Below are 17,772 nucleotides of genomic sequence, written 5' to 3'. Positions count from 1 at the left end.
CCTGCACACTTCTATAGTGGCAGGTTCGTTTTTTGATATCATCGTTTACAAATAAACCCCGAATAATTGATGCGCTTTTTCCCAATCTACGCCTAATTTTCCTTCCCATCCAGCCCACGGCATTTCCATATCGGAACGACCTTTTGTATTATTCAAATTCACTTCAGGATCGATAATATCTTCAAATGCAGTCCATGCAGTGTGATCCAATTGAATTTGTGAATTAGGTAGAATACCTACAAGTGACAACGATTGTAGAATATCACGCCGAATACCCGCATTGCCTTTAATTAATTTGCTTCCTGTCAGACTTTTCTCATAAGAACCAGGAGTCATATCTTCATCGGCTTGATCTAAGTGTTGTAATAGATTGCGAAAAATAGTGATATCTTCTTCGGTAGGTGATATCGCTGGTAAATGGATACGTTCTTCCAAATCAGTGTAAACTCCAATAACGTTGTTATACAGCCGTCCTTGATATAACGAATAACGGATCGAAGCGATATTTTCCCAATTCTCATCATCTGCTGAGGCTTTATTTCCCGAAAAACCGCAAATTCCACATGCAAGCAGTCGACGAGCCGATTCATAGGTATGATCAGGTACATGATGTGCAAAAAGTGTGCTATGTAAGGTAGTCATTCCACGAGGATAACTGCCACCAACAGCAGCTACAAATTCAGCGGTTGCACGTTCTAACGATAATGCCTCATGTTGTCCCCAGACTCTAATCGATTGTATAAGAGAATTATGATCGACAGCTAGGATGTCATTAATTTTCCATTGGTCTTGTTCTAATTGTTGACGTTCTTCCGTTGTTAATACATCTTCTTGATAGATACTCACATGACGGGTAGCATCATAATTACCATTTTGATAATGATATAACTTTTGCAAGATTTTGATTTTCTTTTTGTATAGTTTGAGATCATTTGAACGTGTAGAATTCATAGGCTATTCCTTTCTGTATCAAAAAAGACGATCTACAGAATAAGATCGCCTTTTGAATATCATAAGTATCTGTCAGGATGATTGTGAAATAAGTATAGATCCAGTAGGATCAATTTTTGGGTGTAGGTGTTTGATCTTTTTGCTTAATTGAAGCATATACAATAACACCTAAACCTGCAACAGCAAGAGAAGACAGGATTGGATGTTTACTTTCTTTCACATAAACATGGATATCTTCTTTCGGATGTTGAGCTGCATAGATAATATTTTCAGCTACAGAACCTGCTGGATATACCATCACTTTATGTTTTTTCATGGTTTCGTTATATGGAGTCACAGCTTTACCCGGATGTAGAAGAGTAATCGATACAGGTAATTTGTCTTTAGCAATATCAGCTCTTAGATTATCTGTCCATTCTTTGACAGAGAAGTTAGAAGCAGACGAAGGTACAGGAATGACAGTACCACGATCACTCCAGACAGCACTCATATTGATCAGTGCACCAGGAACGCCTCTTTCTTTGAAATGCTTAATAGCGATTTGAGAACTATAAATAATTCCACGATAATTCATATTGAACATACGCTTAATATCGTCTTGAGTCGCTTCTGTCGATTCACCAAGCAACGATACATCCGAACTATTTACCCATGTATCAAAACGTCCAAATGTACGAATAGCCGCTTCTGCAATTTTATGAACATCTTCTTCTCTTCCAATATCTGCGGGAACCCATGTAGCTGGATATCCTTTTGAACGAAGTTCTGTCGCTAATTGGAGGAGCGCATCTTCATTTTTAGAAGTTAGTAGAACTTTTGCGCCTTTAGCTGCTGCCATTTTAGCTGTAGCGATACCCACTTTGCTTGAAGCACCTGTAATTACGATAACTTGATCTTTTAATTTTTTTAGTGAAATAGACATAACGATGGTTCCTCCTTGAAATAGTCTCATTACCATTTTACCCTATCAGCTGTATAGACAATCATTTTGTTAGAAATGAATCGTTTACATCCATTTTCAAATATATATTAATACTACACCAAATCATTACAAATTAGAAATGTGGTGAGTCTATAAGGTTTTTGGTAGATCAATTAAGTATCAACGCTTACAATAGAAATAAATGACAAGAGAGGTGCTGAAATGGAAGAGTTTCATTGTATAAACCATCCAGATCGCCAAGCTGTTCATCAATGTACTCGTTGCGGTAAGCCTTTATGTGACGAATGCTACAATCCTGAAACACAGACTTGTCGTCAGTATTGTAATACTCTTTCTACAAAACCAACACTTGATCCTCGACCTAAAAACACATTCTGGCAAGTGATTGTGGCACTGTTAGCTATTGTAGGCGCATTGGCATTATTGTTAGCCGCTATATGTGGAGCGATGATTTATTCTTATTAAAGGAGTGCTTGAATGGAGTTTCCTGTGTATCTTTATTTAGGATCATGGCGTATTCATCCGCATGTATTATTTGAATCGCTGGGATATTTTCTAGGGTTCCGACTCTATTTATGGACACGTCGTCCTAGTGAGATGACCAAGCTAATGAGTCTGCAAATATTAGCAGGTACTATTCTAGGTGCAGCATTAGGAGCCAAGTTATTATTCTGGTTCGAGAATCCGCTAGCAACTTGGGAGCAATTGCGTCAGTTTCATTTTCTATGGGGTGGAAAAACGATTGTAGGCGGACTATTAGGTGGACTGATAGGAGTCGAACTCACCAAACGCTGGATCGGTTGGAAAAGCTCGACAGGAGACGATTTCGTCTATCCTTTGATGTTAGGACTAGGCTTGGGACGTATTGGATGCTTTCTGACTGGACTAGATGATCATACGTATGGAACAGCAACCACATGGATTACCGGCATTGATTTTGGGGATGGGATTATGCGTCATCCGACTCAGCTCTACGAGATTGCTTTTCTTATGATACTCGCGATCTGCTTGATTCCGTTATATCGTCAAAGTCGATTGATGTCTGTCTTATCTACTGAAGTTCAGTCTAAGGCACCGTATACTTCGTATGTATCCGGTCGAATGTTCCAATGGTTTATGGCGAGTTATCTTTTATTTCGCTTTCTGATTGAATATATTAAGCCTACATTACATCCTTATTGGGGCCACAATAATATTCAGTTAGCTTGTCTGGCAGGCTTGGTCTATTACAGTTGGATCATGTGGGGCAGAGGCAGAAAGGCTTCATCTTCTATCAAAGCCATAGGATAGGATTTACTATCTGAATCGCTAGATGCAATAGTGTCTGGTTACACACTTCGAGAAGTTTGTTTTGGATATTAGGCTACATAGGGCTATACCATCGACCAAGCAACAGCATCTATACCCAATAAGTGAATAGGCAGTTGAGATATTCACTATAAAAGGAGTTATATTATGCCGAAAAATCGACCGTATCTATATCATGAATTGACTAACAGTATCTGTACAACATGTTATCGCAAAGTCGAAGCCAAGATTATCGAAGAAGATGGACGTATTTATATGGTCAAGCGCTGTCTTGTACATGGCCCTGAGAAAGTATTGATCTCTACAGATGTCGATTATTATCATCGTACACGCGAATTTATTAAGCCTTCAGAAATGCCGTTAGTCTGGAATACACCGATAAAGTACGGTTGTCCTTACGATTGTGGATTATGTCCAGATCATGAGCAACATAGCTGTCTCACACTTTTGGAAATTACCGATCACTGTAATCTACAGTGTCCGATTTGTTTTGCAGAATCCTCTCCACATCGCACTTCTTATCGTTCGTTAGAACAGATTGCTTTTATGTTAGATCGGATTGTAGAAAATGAAGGAGAGCCGGACATTGTGCAGATTAGTGGAGGAGAACCAACAACTCATCCGCAATTTTTTGAAATTTTAGACATGTGTAAAAGCCGTCCGATTCAACATATTATGCTAAATACTAATGGCATTCGGATTGCGCAAGATCGTGAATTTACCAAACGATTAGCTTCCTATATGCCAGGCTTTGAAATTTATTTACAATTCGATAGTTTTGAAGCCGATGTATTAAAAGAGTTACGGGGTGCTGATCTAAGACGTATCCGTGAAGATGCAATTCGACATCTTAATAAATATAATTTATCCACTACACTTGTAGTTACTTTAAAAAAAGGCTTGAATGATACAGAAATCGGTAAAATTATTCAATATGGTCTCAAGCAAAAAGCGGTTCGTGGGGTAACGATTCAACCGATTCAAGCCGCAGGGCGATTGGAAGGGTACGATCCAGCGACAGATCGCTTAACAGTAAGTGAAGTGAGACAAATGATTATTGATCAATCCGAAGTCTTTCAGGAAGATGATATTTTACCAGTTCCTTGTCATCCCGATTGCCTAGCGATGGGATATGCTTTGAAATTAGGACGTGAAGTTCTACCTTTAACTCGTATGATTGAGCCTTCGATCTTGTTAGAAGGAGATAGCAATACAATTGTATTTGAACAAGACCCTGTTATTCGTGGTAAATTATTTGAACTTTTATCGACCGGTCATTCACCGATTTCATCTGCATTATCGCTAAAAAGCTTACTTTGTTGTCTACCACTTGCAGCTGTACCGAAAGAAATCAACTACGATAATGTATTCCGCGTCATTATTATGCAATTTTTAGATGCCTATAACTTTGATGTTCGTTCTGTAAAAAAATCTTGTGTGCACATCGTACATCCAGATGGACGTATTATTCCATTTGATACGTACAACCTCTTTTACCGGGATGACAAAGAAAAGCTACTAGAAGAACGAAAACAAGAAATTGCTACAGCTTGGGATTAATAGGTTGATGATGGGAAAACCTAGAGTGATTATTGGTGTCTAATACACTGGTAGTTAGTCTAGGTTTTTTATTTGGTTCGAGATTTGTAAGTTTAGAAGAGAAGGCGTGAAGATGTGAAAAAAGGATAAAAGGAGTATGCTATATAAAAATACACTAAGGAGTCATTAGACTTATGGGATATGAGGTAGAACTCGAAAAATTTTTTACCAAAACTGGCGAAAAATCTACGCAATATATGTATTTTAAATTAGAAAAATTATCTGATCAGAGGATACTTTATATTGTTAAAGGACGATTACTTGAATTAATGAGAACAGAAAGAGAAACAAGTGAGCATTATAATAACGTTGAAGACAGTAAAATTCGTGTAGATGAACTGATTCAACAATTGATAGATCAAGGCTTTAGCCAGCAAAATGTTAAATTTTTGGAAGAGGCAGATATTCAATATGCTTACTTGAGAACAAGAAAGAAAAGTTATGTCTATGACAAAGCTAAATGGCACTATGATAATGACTATCCTAAACATTTAGATGATTTTCAAGCTTATATACATACTGGAATGTTTATCACTTGGGCTATCCTAAATAATTTGATATCTGCTCAATATATAGAAAACTATAGTTCCAGTATTGATTCAGTAAAGCAGGGTACAATGAGTGGCGCTAAATTTTTTGAAATATATCTTGATGGTACATTGAGTTCAAACGCTTTATCTGAAGAAGGGAACGCTTTTGCATATAAATATCTTAATAAGGATGATAACCTCTATCTAAAAGATTATATTGATTGTTTCACCAAACACTTACCTAGTGAATACCATGTTCAAGATTCTTTAGAGAATTATAAAAAGATAGAGCCAATCATTACAGCCAGATATAGAAATTTTAAAAATATTTCAATACATGAAAAATTCACAACAGAAAATGAAAAATAAGTATTAGAATATTGGAATTATAAAGGAGTGAAGAATATGAACATTATAATCTTTGGAGCAACAGGCAAGACAGGTCATGAATTAGTTACACAGTCGCTAGAGAAAGGCTACAAAGTGACTGCGGTTGTGCGTAATCCAACGAAGATGACAATAACCCATCCTCATTTAACGATTGAGCAGGGGCACTTAACGAATTACACCGATGTGACTACGATAGTAAAAGCACAACCATATGATGCTGTTTTCTCAGCATTAGGAGCCAAAACACCCTTTCAACGAGAACCTATCCTGACTAAAGCTACAAAAAATATTATTCAAGCCGCAGCTGAAAATCATATTGATAAGTTTATCCATGTCTCCTTTATAGGAGTTCGCAAAGAATCCAGTACACTTGGCATGTTGTATAAATATATTGCACCTGTAGTCATGAAGAATCTTATCGCGGATCATCGAGAAAAAGAAGCAGTACTCGCAAATAGTGGACTGAATTGGGTCGCTGTCCAACCGCCGATTCTAACTTCAGGTGCAAAGACGGGGAACTATATACATGAACAACACATCAATAAAGGCATATCTAGTAAAAAAAAGCTATCTCGTGCCAACTTGGCTGATTTTATGATCCAACAACTTCAGCAAGATACGTATCACCAAAGCGCTGTTTTTGTAACAGAATAGCTGTAAAATACGAAAAAGGATCAATGTATGATCCTTTTTTTGCGTTAAAAATAGGAGGAGAAGCACTTCTCAAATCGTTCCCTTTTTACAACGCTATAATCATTAAAATTAAAATTTCAACATATGAAAAATTCACAATAATAAAACTAAAATCTATAAAAAGAAAATTATAAAAATCTAAACCCTTTTGTCAAATAGAAATTTCTACGTATATGATTACAATTTATAGGTCAATATACCGATATAAAGAAGGGCTTATATGTATATAAGCTGATCAATGAGTGACTATACATACCTAAAGGGGTTATTACATGTTCGAAAAAAAAGCTTGGTTTAATCCATTGGTAATATCATCAGTATTAGCAACAGGAATTTTTCTGGGAAGTACAGTTTCGCCATTTGCATCTATGTTGACAGTATCAGCAGAAGCGAATACTTCTGGACTTCAAATCGTAAGTGTAATTGATCAAGACAACTATTTATTATCCGATGGTTCTATGTGGGCAAAATCGATGAAAGGGGCATGGCATTCAGAATATCAATTTGCAGGTATAACAGCAGGTTCCAACAATCAATATTATGGCTGGACTACCACTGGACAGGCAATGAGTTGGGACAATATAACCGAAGAGATTCATGTTATTCCGGGAATGAATAATGTTGCTCATATTTCAGGTGATGGTATTGTTCTACATACAGATGGCAAAGTAGATGTTATCGGCTCGGGTAAGCCAGATACATTACCTAACAGTGTGAAACTAATTGATGGATTCGAAGATTCTTATGCAATATTGAAGCAGTCAGGAGATATTTTATACTATAAAGATTATCAAAATGGTCTAGGACGCAAAATCGGTTCTTATCCAGATGCTATATCAATCAAGCAAGATGGAGTTGCGATAGCTGTTCTTCGTAGCGACGGTACTGTAACTTTACTTGACTTATTATCCGGTGATATTCCTCAAGTCATTGCTAATGATGCTGTAGCGATAGCATGGCAAGGATCTAAACGAACTTTGCTAGTCGTCAAAAAGGACGGATCTGTATGGTCACATAGCCGTTCTACTGGATTCGCTCCTCAAGTATTAAGTGAACTCACAGATATTGTACAAGTGGTATATTCACCTACAGGTATATATGCTCAACATAAAGATGGTTCTTGGGTACAAGATACCGACAAAATAGTGAGTCCGCTTCAAGTACCTTCAATAACAAGTTTGAAATTAATCTTATCTAAAACAAATGCTGTAGTTGGCGATAAAATCAATGCAAAAATTCAAGAGATATACTCTAATGGTTCTATCCATACACGCCCGGCTAGTGCCAATGAATTGAAAGTTGATCTTTCTCAAATTGCAGAAATACTAAGTGATGGTACGATTAAAGTTAAAGCTATCGGTAATGCAACGATTACTTTGACTACAGATACATTAACGACCCAATCTCCATTGAATGGCACAACAGAAGAAGCTTTGACAGGTGCGGTTCTAATAGAAGGTTCTGTGTATTTGCCAGTACAGACTGTATTTAAAGCTATGGGTGGAACTATTCTGGTAAATGGTAATCAATTTCAAATCAATTGGGGAACTCAAACTATTCAATTAAATAAAAATAGTGCAGTAGCTCAAATGAATAATCAACCAGTTACGATGAAAGGTAAAGTACGAACTTCTGGAAGTCAGACTGTATTTCCAGCTACCTTATTATCTAGCATTTCGAAAGATGCCAAAGTCACTTGGGATTCTAAATATCAACAGGCAATTATACAAGTTAATGGTTCCAACATCACCATTCAATCTGACAAAACATTAAAATTGATGAAGCAAGAAGAAATTGGAAATTTAACAAGATTACTTGGTAAATCCTATTGGGTGAATTACTATCATAAAGCTGGCGAGCGATTCAGCAAAGTAAATATCAAAGACATTTATGCAGAAAAAGATCCTTATAACAGAATGAGATTCGTAGTTCAATTTCGTGATAAGAAAGGTACAGAGTATTTGTCGGATCGATTAACAGCTTCAGAAATTACTGCCTTATTATCAGATAAAGAACAATTCTTCAATTATGATATTCGGAGCAAATATAATTGGTCACAAGCAGCATGGAACCGAATTATTAATGCAGAAGTTGTGGAAGGGATGAATACACAACAAGCATTACTATCATGGGGCAAACCTGATAAAAAGACGATTACCAAAGAAAACGGACACACGATAGAAATCTGGTCATATATCGGTGAAAATTATCTGAATATGCTGGGGATCGGGGATGGCGTTGTGTACGAGGTATTTAGTATTTAAATAACAAAAAGCTATCTGTTCTAGATAACAAAATAAAAAGCCAACACACTAAATTAAAACTGTGTTGGCTTTTTTTATAAATCGTATCTTATTGATGTGCATATAGATCATCAATGATTTGTATAGAGTAAGGTGACTTTATTTTATATATTTGTGCATTATATTTATCTTTGCGTTCGAAATCATAAATACGGATATAATGATTACTATACAAAATAAGACCATATCGAGAACGATTATATTAGGGATTCGGTCGGTGACTAATTCTGTAAATGTATGATTGAGATTATTTAGCTTATTATAAAATGTATTATGTTGTAAATGGAAGGGGCAATGATAGATGAACCAATTAAAAGTTGAAGTAAAGCAAAGTATACATACTGATGTAGATCATCCCTGTATCTTTATTGATAGAGTAGAATTAGATAGTTGGTTAGATCAGTTGTATGCTAATCATAATTATCTTGGACTTATTCCTTGTATTACAGATTGGATGGATACTGAAGTTGAACAACAATTAGTTATTAAACGTTATACAGATAGACAAGACGTAGTTGTCTTACCTATATTGATGTGTCCGGATGACTGTGATCTTTGGTGTACAGTTATCGTTGCAGAAGTAATTCAAAAACAAAATGAAATATGGTGGAACCGAATCGGTGTCGATCAAAGTGATATTAAACGAAGTTATCACAACATCGGTCATACTGTGGAATGGTTCGAACATATACCACCACTCATATTTGATAAGCACTTATATTATAAGGAATTAGATCGTATTTACTTACCTGTGTCATCATAACTGAGTTTATAGACGAGGAGAATGGTAATGGATACTCAAGCACAACAATTATGGAATCGTATTATAGCCAAAGGATTAGAACGTAATCCATTATTTGAAGAGAAACTTTATTTGTATGAAGGGGCTACAGGAGAAGGTTTTGCTACATTAGAACATACACTTGGCGTTCAAGTTCCTGCACAGCTTCAATCATTTTATCGGATACATAATGGGCAACAAGAAAATAAAGCAAACACCTGTTTTTTGCGTAACTTAACCTTATCTTCAATTACAGAAATTATAGAAAATTGGACGTTTTTACAAGAAGAGTTCGATCCTGAAGATCTAGAAGTAGATGCTCAATCGGGAGTCAAACCTTTCGCATGGAATGCCAAATGGATTCCGATCGCCTCTAATGGTGGAGGAGATTACTTATGTATCGATACCGATCCTGCGGAAGAAGGCACAGTCGGACAAGTGTTATATTTTTGGCATGATTGGGAGTATCGTTCTGTCGAAGCTACAAGTCTTTTTGAATTTATAGAGATGGCTTTGCAAGAGGAAGAAACCGATTAGGCTAGAAGTTTGTAATACATTTATTATGTTGCTCTATCGTTAGATGTAGCATTATAAAAATAGATTTTTGAAAAAGTAGGGAGAGAAAATGATGGTTAATCATATGACATCGATTGGATTTAACGTTTCTGGGTATAAGTAAATAAGAAAAATGAATGTATCGGGATGAATCCTCATTTTAGCGGAAAATGAAATATGTATAGTCTACTGAATGAATTTGTAGATCGTCCGGACAGTATGTTGGATGGAGTCATAGTAGCTAAGAAATCATTATTTCAGCGATTATTCAAGTAATCAAAAGCCATGCAGAACTTACAATCTGTATGGCTTTTTTTGAATTCATCCGTTTCGGGTAATAACGTAAGATGGAGAAAAAAGAACAAATCGAAAGAGCAGGAGGTCAATACAATGAAAAAAGTAATGAATAAAGCAGAAGATATGGTGTTGGAAATGGCTAAAGGTATGGTGCTTGCTCATCCTGAACTTGAACTCATTTCTAAATATAAAGTCATTAAAAAGAAAGAATTAAACCCACAAAAAGTGTCTTTAATCAGTGGCGGTGGTAGTGGGCATGAACCGGCTCATGCAGGATATATAGGTAAAGGCATGCTAGATGCCGCTGTTTGTGGAGATATTTTTGCATCACCTTCTCAGATTCAGATCTATCAAGCAATCAAAGCAACCGCCGGGGAAAAAGGAACATTGCTAATTATCAAAAACTACAGTGGCGATATGATGAATTTCAAAAATGCTGCGTATCTATGTGAAGAAGATGGTATTGAAGTAGACTATGTACGGGTGGAAGATGATATTGCGGTCGAAGATAGTCTATATACGGTAGGACGACGCGGAGTTGCAGGAACGGTATTGGTACATAAAATTGCAGGAGCGGCAGCAGAAGAAGGTCGTGATCTACAAGGTGTCAAAGCTGTTGCGGAGAAAGCGGCGGCAAATGTACGAAGTCTTGGATTCGCTCTAACTTCTTGTACCGTACCTGCTAAAGGAAGTCCGACTTTTGAACTTGGTGAGAATGAGATTGAATATGGTGTCGGTATTCATGGTGAACCGGGCATCAAGCGTGAACAAATGGCCTCAGCAGATACACTTGCCAAACGTATGGTCGATGATCTGATGCGAGATATGAAGATTGAAGATGGACATGAAGGTGAGATTGCATTATTGATTAATGGATTCGGAGGAACACCTTTACAAGAATTGTATTTGTTCAATCATGCAGTTACTCGTGAACTGGCACAGCGTCGTATCCAGATCAATCGTGAATTTGTCGGTAACTATATGACCAGTATTGATATGGACGGTATTTCAGTAACGATAATGAAATTAGATGAAGAACTCAAAACATTACTTTCTCAAGAAAGCGATACACCTGCTTTTAAAGTATCGGGAGCTGTAGCACCTGTGCATTATGAAGCGGCGACAGTTGAAGAAGTGCCAGACGCACCAGTATCGTACAAAGTACAAACCGATCCTAAATATGCCCAACTTCAAGGCGATACATTAACATTAAATAATATGATTTATTTGATCGATAAAATGAGTGAAGTGATTATTGAAAATGAAGTTCCTTTCTGTGATCTCGATTCTCATGCAGGTGATGGGGATTTCGGAATGAGTATTGCTAAAGGTTTCCGTGAATTAAAACATGAATGGAGCCGAATTCTAGCTGAACCGGATCTTACGATCGGTAGCTTTTTGGATCAGTCATCACTGGTTATTATGGAATCTTGTGGTGGAGCATCCGGTCCTATCTGGGGATCTGCTTTCCGCGCAGCAGGAAAAAGTGTAGGTGAGCAAAAAGAAATCACTGTAGCCGAATTTGCTGAAATGATGCAATCTGCTGTTAAAGGGATTCAAGCGACAGGCGAACGTTCCTTTGGACGTGGCGCAGTTGTCGGCGATAAAACATTAATTGATGCCCTTGTACCTTGCGCAGATGCGTGGACAGAAAGTGCGCAAGCCGGCGATGATATGCATACAGCATTGAATAAAGGTGCGGTTGCCGCAGTGCAAGGTGCAGAACGTACAAAAGATATTGTCGCTCGCATGGGACGTGCAGGAGCTGTAGGAGAACGTAGTATCGGATATCCTGATGCAGGTGCACATGCACTTGGTGTTATTTTTACAGAGCTAGCTCAAAGTCTACATTCTTAAGTCGATAGCAAACATGTTATTGAGATAGATGAGGCATAGTTGCAATCGTAATGTTAAAAGATATATACGAAATATGTATGATAAAGAGCAAGTCACATCCAATCAATACGCAAGAAATAGTCTGTGATGGATGCAGATTATTTCTTGCTTTATTTTTGTTATCCATTTTACATTATCGATGCTAGGTTATACATCATCTACTACATAATGAACATTAGATTCGAATAAGAGCGCAATAAAGCGAAAGTTTTGTCTATAGGCTTCTTTTATAATAAGGACACCGCCTGATCCTATTCATCATTCTGGATCTCTAATTCTATAAAGGAAGTGACGTATGCACAAAATTGTACAGCCTAAAGTATTTTACTTCGGAACACCTGTCGTTCTTATTAGTACTATCAATCCAGATGGTTCTCCTAATCTAGCACCGATGTCTTCGGCATGGTGGGTTAATCAATCCTGTATGTTAGGCATGAGCTATCAATCCCAGACCGTACAGAATCTAATACGAGAAAAAAGTTGTGTACTTAATCTGCCTTCTGCTCAGTTAGTCAATCATGTCGATCGATTAGCGTTAACAACTGGAAAAGAAGATATTCCAATGTACAAAGCCACTATGGGTTATACCTATGAACCTAATAAATTTGAATGTGCAGGGCTAACAGCTATTCCAGCAGATCTTGTCCAAGCCCCTTTAGTGCAAGAATGTCCGATTCAATTAGAAGCTCAAGTTGAACAGATCTCCACGTTTAGTGAAACAGGTACAATTGCAGCTATAGAACTACGGATGATACGTGTACATGTAGAAGAAAGTATTTTGCTTCATCCTGATCAAGATTATATCGATCCTGAAAAATGGCATCCATTGATTATGAATTACTGTGAGCTTTTTGGATTAGGTGCTAAGTTACAACCATCCCGTTTAGCAGAACCTTTTATGGCTCAGTATCACAGTAAAGGCTAAATAGTGCCATTACAGACTCATATGTATAACCTCAAAGCAATCTGATCTTTTCAAAAGAAAGCAGACTGCTTTGAGGCGCTTTACTTGTACAATGATTTTATATTGATAACGATTTCATAAACTGCTGTTATTTTGTCAAAATCTTCACTTCTTTAGGAGCTAGTGTGATTGTAATCGAACCACCATTAACCGTTACCGAATCTGTACCCATTTGATTGCGCAACACTGTACCGTTAGAGAAATTATCTAAATTTGGAATGGTACGTGTTTGGCTTTCCCATGAGTTGTTAATCAATACCACCGCTTCGTCACCACTATTGGAACGTTGGAATCCATAGAAATTAGTATCTACCCATTTCTCTTTTTGCGTTCCATTTTGTAAAGCAGGGTGACTATTACGAATAGCGTTCACTTTAGCAATATACTTGTACAGTTCATTATTCGTATTGAATGTCATGTCTTCACGGTTAGCAGGATCATCCCCACCACTAAAGCCTTGTTCTGTTCCTTGATAGACAATCGGGATACCACGAGAAGTTAGCATAAATCCAAGGGCTGCTTTTAATTGTGGCCATTTGTCTGATGCGTTTCCAGGTTTACCAGAAGCATCATTTAAGAAACGTTTGACATCATGATTATCTAAAAATGTTCCATTCAAGTTCGTATTTTTGTAACGGTAATCCTGGCTATAACGTTCTTTGATCTGATTCATTGAACCATCATGACCAAATACATTTTGAATCGTGTAATACATCGGGAAATCAAGTACAGCATCAGAGTAATTAGAATAATCAGCAACATAAGCAGGGTCACCGTTAAAGACTTCACCGATAGTAAATGTATTAACTGCGGTATCGAAATCTTTAAGGAACCATTTGGGTACGTGCTTGGCTGTATCTACACGTAGACCATCTACGCCAGATTGAGCAATAATCCATTTACCCCAGTTTTTCAACTCTGTAGCAACCGCCGCATTTTCTTGTTTGAGATCATCAAGACTTGCTACATCACCATTTTCAATACGAGATTGATTATTGCTGTTGTAATCGTTTTGCGTAATATCGCCAACATTATGATACCAATCTGCATTATCAAAAGGAGCTTTGGCGGTTCCATTGGTTGGACGGAAGTCACCTGTGTGATTGACAACAACATCTAGCATCACTGCGATGTTTTTGCTATGTGCTGTTTTCACCAACTCTTGAAATTTCGCCATTGTGCCCAAATGACCGTCTACAGAATAAAAGTCATACGTATGATAACCATGATAAGCATTTACACTTTTTTGCATCGTTACAGGTGTAATCCAGATCGCTGTAAATCCAAGGTTTTTGATATAATCCAAGTTGTTGATAATCCCCTGGAAATCTCCACCGTGCCATTGAGAAGGATTACTTTTGTTAGAAGCAAAGCCGCCATAGTTATTATTGCTAGTATCCCCATCACTGAATCGATCGGTCATGATGAAATAAATACTACGTTTACTCCAATCAACTGGACCGAAATTATCGGGAGCAGGTGTAGGATTCGTAGGTGTTGTACCACCCGGCGCACCAGTTGTAATCGTACCTACGGTATTACTAGTATTCGGTGTAAAGGTCGATGTACCGGGATTGAATAAGTAATTTTTGGAATTGTTATTATCCCATGTGCCGTTACCATTGTTGAAGACAGCTTCTAATTGAGCAGCAGAACCGATATTGACAGTAATTTTGGTATATCCACTGACTTCAGAATCTGCCATTTTGGTACCCGGAGCAGCTGTCCAATTACCATCCGCTTGACGGTAATGAATATAAGGTGTTGTGAACCCTTTTTTGTAATACACGGTTACTGAATTATCTGCTGCATGAGTGGTTGTATACGAACCACTGAACAGCAAAGGAAATAAAAGCAATACCCCGAATACAATCAAAATCATCTTTTTAAAATGTGGTTTACCCGATATCAATATAACCATTCCTCCTGTGCCTATAGTTTGTGCAAACGTTTACGCAACTTATTATAAGATAGCGCTTACAAAAAAGAAATAGGCAATTATATAAAATTATAGAAGAATATGTATTTACACTCAAACGGTATAAAAATATCGAATCATTAGCTACATTCGTATTTATTTCTAGTTTACGAAAAGGAGAAATCAGTTGGTCTGTTGACTTCTGATCATAATTAAGTATATTATAGATAAACAAAGTCTACAATTAAGTTATAATCTTAAATTTTACTGTATTACGTATTTTTTTATAACAATCATAGATAATGGTAGTCTTTAAAGTCTTTTATTATTAAGGGAGGAATAGAGAAGAATAGATCAAATTGCTATTCAAAATATATCAGCTTCATTTGTCCAATAGTTATAGTTTCGAAATAAAATATCGAAAACAATCATCGATATCTAACGTTATTTTTTCCAAAGCAAAAGATATAACAATATAGAACTTGCTTAAAAATATACATTAAAGGAGTACTGATCATATGGAACAATTACAAGATGCAATCATCGTTGGTGGAGGGCCTGCTGGCTTAAGTGCTGCGCTTATTTTGGGAAGAGCACGTAAACATGTACTGATTATAGATGAAGAACTTCCACGGAATCGAGTCACTCAAGAATCGCATGGATTTTTAACTCGAGATGGCATTACACCTGCTGATTTTCGCCAAATCGCTAGAGAACAGATTAGTAGGTATCCTACTGTTCAATTTGCCACAGATACCGTTATCGGTGCCAATGGTAGTGATGGTCAATTTGAAGTGGTTACCTCTCAAGGACATACGTATACTAGCAAAAAAATACTATTTACAGTAGGAATGAAAGATCGTCCACTTGCTATCTCCGGTCTACAAGAAGTCTATGGAAAAAGCGCATTTGTCTGCCCTTACTGTGATGGGTGGGAACTTCGAGATCAGAAGTTAGCATTAATCGTTAGTGGAGCAACAGCACTGCATTTAGCTAAGACGGTCTCAGGGTGGACTTCTCATTTCACTATCTGCACCAATGGCATGAATGATTGGACAGCAGAAGAACACGAGGAACTTATAAACCACCAGATCTCAATCATCGATTCACCTATTCAACATATACACTCAGCATCGGGGATCGTAGAACATATTCAATTTGAAGATGGTCATTCTCTTTTATGTACAGGGATCTTTTTCACACCAGAACTTGTCACTGGATCAGATGTTCCACAAATGTTAGGATGCGAATCTGCTGATACAGGCATGATCATTGTAGACGAGTTTGGTAAAACCAATATACCAGGTGTATACAGCGCAGGCGATTCGGCTTCACGAAAATATCAGGTCGTTGCTGCGGCAGCTTCAGGTTCTATGGCTGGAATCAGTATCAATAGTGAATTGCTTGAAGAAGCATGGCAGTATAACGTTAGTAAGTCCTCAACATAAATTGTAAAAAAGTAAAATAGAAATAAAAAAGAAGGAGAGCATATCCTCATGCTGCTCCTTCTTTTTGTCTATAATCTTACATTTTTAAATGCTTCTCAAGCATTTTCATAAATTCTAAAGCCGCCACACCAAGATACTTATCGGTACGATGCATAATACCAATCTGACGGGTAGGTGGGAAGTCAGCTATTTTAATCAAACGAAGAGTGGGATCGTTGAGAGAAGCTGATAACGAATAAGGTTGAATACAAGCGGCTACATTCGATTTTACAAATCCATATAAAGAAGAAGCTGTAGAAGTCTCGATAATAATATTCAAGTTCAAGCCATGTTCTTTACAGTGACGTTCTATCAATTCACGTCCTTTGAATCCTTTAGGATAAAGAACCAGCGGAATAGAAGGTAATGCCTCTAGGGAAATCGATTGCTGATCTGCCAGTTCATGATTTTCAGAAACGACAAGTACAAACTCTTCTGTATATAGTGGAGTGGTCACCAGTCTAGGATCAGTAAATTCGATCAACGTAATTCCAATATCTACTACATTATTGATCACCATCTCTGCGACTTCGATCGCTGACGAGATTTTTAAATGGATATTAGGGAATTGATGATGGAAATCAATTAAAATCGGTGTAATCCGATAATCCAGCTCTGCCGCCATCACTCCAACGACCAAATTACCGCCTGTATACTCGCGTAACCCATTAATCTCATCAAACGCATCTTGTAACTTCAACAAAATACTTCGAGCTTGACGTAACAAAATGAATCCCGCTTCGGTCAGAGTGATCTTTTTACCTATACGATCAAAAAGCAATGTTCCCACTTCTTCTTCCATGGTACGAATCTGAATACTGAGTGTAGGTTGAGTAATACCTAAACGCTCAGCGGCTTTGGTAAAATGTAACTCCTCGCATACGGCTACAAAATATTCAAGTTGTCTAATTTCCATACGTATTCCTTTCCTAAATCTCAGAATGAGAAGTAAAATGATTATTTTTTTCAACTTTTATCATTGTTTTTAACTATGATAAACCATTTTACCATTATTATCAGTTATGTATTCAATATATCAATTTTAGCATATACGACAGCCATGTAAACGGATTTATATATGCAAATACTTTCTGCACATACAATTTAAAAATTTATTATTTATATGTATCAAAGTTTATATCAGTTATTAAATTATT

The 17,772-nt window shown here is 37.1% G+C and carries 14 protein-coding genes and 1 pseudogene; 11 read left to right on the top strand and 4 right to left on the bottom strand.

What is annotated here, in order from left to right:
• Positions 1–45 precede the first annotated feature (45 nt).
• Positions 46–951 (bottom strand): hypothetical protein, encoded by a 906-nt coding sequence (locus tag PTI45_RS13320; protein ID WP_069328088.1) that lies wholly within the window; start codon positions 949–951, stop codon positions 46–48.
• A 109-nt stretch (positions 952–1,060) separates the two neighbouring features.
• Positions 1,061–1,873 (bottom strand): SDR family NAD(P)-dependent oxidoreductase, encoded by an 813-nt coding sequence (locus PTI45_RS13315; protein WP_069328087.1) that lies wholly within the window; start codon positions 1,871–1,873, stop codon positions 1,061–1,063.
• A 222-nt stretch (positions 1,874–2,095) separates the two neighbouring features.
• Here PTI45_RS13315 and PTI45_RS13310 point away from each other — a divergent pair, with 222 nt between their 5' ends.
• The 10 genes from PTI45_RS13310 (at position 2,096) to PTI45_RS13265 (ending at position 13,171) form a co-directional block, all read left to right on the top strand.
• Entirely contained in the window at positions 2,096–2,359 is a 264-nt protein-coding gene (locus tag PTI45_RS13310) for a hypothetical protein (RefSeq protein ID WP_069328086.1), read from the top strand.
• Positions 2,360–2,371: 12 nt separating this feature from the next.
• Positions 2,372–3,184 (top strand): prolipoprotein diacylglyceryl transferase, encoded by an 813-nt coding sequence (locus tag PTI45_RS13305; RefSeq protein ID WP_069328085.1) that lies wholly within the window; start codon positions 2,372–2,374, stop codon positions 3,182–3,184.
• 165 nt (positions 3,185–3,349) lie between these two features.
• Complete coding sequence (locus PTI45_RS13300; RefSeq protein WP_069328084.1) at positions 3,350–4,762, top strand: radical SAM protein; 1,413 nt, start codon at positions 3,350–3,352, stop codon at positions 4,760–4,762.
• Positions 4,763–4,935: 173 nt separating this feature from the next.
• Positions 4,936–5,700 (top strand): DUF7832 domain-containing protein, encoded by a 765-nt coding sequence (locus PTI45_RS23725; protein WP_083243528.1) that lies wholly within the window; start codon positions 4,936–4,938, stop codon positions 5,698–5,700.
• 36 nt (positions 5,701–5,736) lie between these two features.
• The gene (locus tag PTI45_RS13290; protein WP_069328083.1) at positions 5,737–6,375 is read left to right on the top strand and encodes an NAD(P)-dependent oxidoreductase; all 639 of its coding nucleotides are present in this window, start codon (positions 5,737–5,739) and stop codon (positions 6,373–6,375) included.
• 311 nt (positions 6,376–6,686) lie between these two features.
• On the top strand, positions 6,687–8,678 hold the full coding sequence (locus PTI45_RS13285; RefSeq protein ID WP_069328082.1) for a stalk domain-containing protein: 1,992 nt from the start codon (positions 6,687–6,689) through the stop codon (positions 8,676–8,678).
• Between the two features lie 340 nt (positions 8,679–9,018).
• Positions 9,019–9,480, top strand: coding sequence for a hypothetical protein (locus PTI45_RS13280; RefSeq protein ID WP_069328081.1), 462 nt, complete (start codon positions 9,019–9,021; stop codon positions 9,478–9,480).
• A gap of 27 nt (positions 9,481–9,507) precedes the next feature.
• Positions 9,508–10,035, top strand: coding sequence for an SMI1/KNR4 family protein (locus tag PTI45_RS13275; RefSeq protein ID WP_069328080.1), 528 nt, complete (start codon positions 9,508–9,510; stop codon positions 10,033–10,035).
• A 408-nt stretch (positions 10,036–10,443) separates the two neighbouring features.
• Entirely contained in the window at positions 10,444–12,207 is a 1,764-nt protein-coding gene (gene dhaK / locus PTI45_RS13270; RefSeq protein ID WP_069328079.1) for a dihydroxyacetone kinase subunit DhaK, read from the top strand.
• A 334-nt stretch (positions 12,208–12,541) separates the two neighbouring features.
• Positions 12,542–13,171: a flavin reductase family protein gene (locus PTI45_RS13265; RefSeq protein ID WP_069328078.1), complete on the top strand. Its 630-nt coding sequence runs from the start codon at positions 12,542–12,544 to the stop codon at positions 13,169–13,171.
• Between the two features lie 127 nt (positions 13,172–13,298).
• On the opposite strand, the pseudogene PTI45_RS13260 reads toward PTI45_RS13265, so the two are convergent.
• A pseudogene (locus tag PTI45_RS13260) lies at positions 13,299–15,011 on the bottom strand (alpha-amylase family glycosyl hydrolase); the annotation flags it as partial.
• A 635-nt stretch (positions 15,012–15,646) separates the two neighbouring features.
• Between PTI45_RS13260 and PTI45_RS13255 the strand changes: the two are divergent.
• A complete protein-coding gene (locus PTI45_RS13255) occupies positions 15,647–16,576 on the top strand; it encodes an NAD(P)/FAD-dependent oxidoreductase (protein ID WP_069328076.1) in 930 nt (309 codons plus the stop codon).
• A 76-nt stretch (positions 16,577–16,652) separates the two neighbouring features.
• On the opposite strand, the gene PTI45_RS13250 is transcribed toward PTI45_RS13255, so the two are convergent.
• On the bottom strand, positions 16,653–17,531 hold the full coding sequence (locus PTI45_RS13250) for a LysR family transcriptional regulator (protein ID WP_069328075.1): 879 nt from the start codon (positions 17,529–17,531) through the stop codon (positions 16,653–16,655).
• Positions 17,532–17,772: the final 241 nt, after the last annotated feature.

Source organism: Paenibacillus nuruki (assembly GCF_001721045.1).
In the GTDB taxonomy this organism is placed as follows: domain Bacteria; phylum Bacillota; class Bacilli; order Paenibacillales; family Paenibacillaceae; genus Saccharibacillus; species Saccharibacillus nuruki.
Note: the sequence above shows the minus strand (reverse complement) of the source record. Positions and strands in the feature narration are given on the sequence as shown.

What these genes read in the sequence shown, in the direction of transcription:
- PTI45_RS13250 (WP_069328075.1), bottom strand. Translation starts at nt 17,531, where the DNA reads ATGGAAATTAGACAACTTGAATATTTTGTAGCCGTATGCGAGGAGTTA.
- PTI45_RS13290 (WP_069328083.1), top strand. Translation starts at nt 5,737, where the DNA reads ATGAACATTATAATCTTTGGAGCAACAGGCAAGACAGGTCATGAATTA.
- PTI45_RS13285 (WP_069328082.1), top strand. Translation starts at nt 6,687, where the DNA reads ATGTTCGAAAAAAAAGCTTGGTTTAATCCATTGGTAATATCATCAGTA.
- PTI45_RS13300 (WP_069328084.1), top strand. Translation starts at nt 3,350, where the DNA reads ATGCCGAAAAATCGACCGTATCTATATCATGAATTGACTAACAGTATC.
- PTI45_RS13305 (WP_069328085.1), top strand. Translation starts at nt 2,372, where the DNA reads ATGGAGTTTCCTGTGTATCTTTATTTAGGATCATGGCGTATTCATCCG.
- dhaK (WP_069328079.1), top strand. Translation starts at nt 10,444, where the DNA reads ATGAAAAAAGTAATGAATAAAGCAGAAGATATGGTGTTGGAAATGGCT.
- PTI45_RS13315 (WP_069328087.1), bottom strand. Translation starts at nt 1,873, where the DNA reads ATGTCTATTTCACTAAAAAAATTAAAAGATCAAGTTATCGTAATTACA.
- PTI45_RS13275 (WP_069328080.1), top strand. Translation starts at nt 9,508, where the DNA reads ATGGATACTCAAGCACAACAATTATGGAATCGTATTATAGCCAAAGGA.
- PTI45_RS13280 (WP_069328081.1), top strand. Translation starts at nt 9,019, where the DNA reads ATGAACCAATTAAAAGTTGAAGTAAAGCAAAGTATACATACTGATGTA.
- PTI45_RS13255 (WP_069328076.1), top strand. Translation starts at nt 15,647, where the DNA reads ATGGAACAATTACAAGATGCAATCATCGTTGGTGGAGGGCCTGCTGGC.
- PTI45_RS13320 (WP_069328088.1), bottom strand. Translation starts at nt 951, where the DNA reads ATGAATTCTACACGTTCAAATGATCTCAAACTATACAAAAAGAAAATC.
- PTI45_RS13310 (WP_069328086.1), top strand. Translation starts at nt 2,096, where the DNA reads ATGGAAGAGTTTCATTGTATAAACCATCCAGATCGCCAAGCTGTTCAT.
- PTI45_RS13265 (WP_069328078.1), top strand. Translation starts at nt 12,542, where the DNA reads ATGCACAAAATTGTACAGCCTAAAGTATTTTACTTCGGAACACCTGTC.
- PTI45_RS23725 (WP_083243528.1), top strand. Translation starts at nt 4,936, where the DNA reads ATGGGATATGAGGTAGAACTCGAAAAATTTTTTACCAAAACTGGCGAA.